Source organism: Thalassolituus sp. UBA6592, from assembly GCF_002433655.1.
GTDB lineage: Bacteria > Pseudomonadota > Gammaproteobacteria > Pseudomonadales > Oceanobacteraceae > Venatoribacter.
This window is the reverse complement of sequence record NZ_DJIO01000081.1, coordinates 1-294: the sequence shown is the minus strand read 5'-3', so window position 1 is coordinate 294 and position 294 is coordinate 1. Positions and strand designations below refer to the sequence as shown.

The following is a 294-nucleotide window of genomic DNA, read 5'->3' as shown; positions in this document are numbered from 1 at the left end:
GTGGCAGATGAAGTACGGGTACTGGCTTCCCGCAGCCATGAATCCGCCAATGATATTTCCGTGCGGATTCAGCAGATTTCGGCGGGCATCAGCAATGCCGCAGAAAAGATTTCAGCGATGCGCGGGCTCACCAGTGACAGCGTCGCCAGAGCCGAAACCGCCAGCCAGTCTCTGGCTGATATTCAGCAGCAGACCGGAACCCTGCAATCGCATATGGCGTCAGTTGCCACCACCACCCATGAGCAAAGCCAGGCGACCAACGAAGTATCGGAACGCATTGACGAAGTCCATCAG

At 56.8% G+C, this 294-nt stretch carries 1 protein-coding gene; it reads left to right on the top strand.

Annotated features, from left to right (window positions below):
- Positions 1-294, top strand: a 294-nt coding sequence (locus B2Z72_RS08085) for a methyl-accepting chemotaxis protein (RefSeq protein ID WP_297004515.1), incomplete at both ends; no start/stop codon positions are given.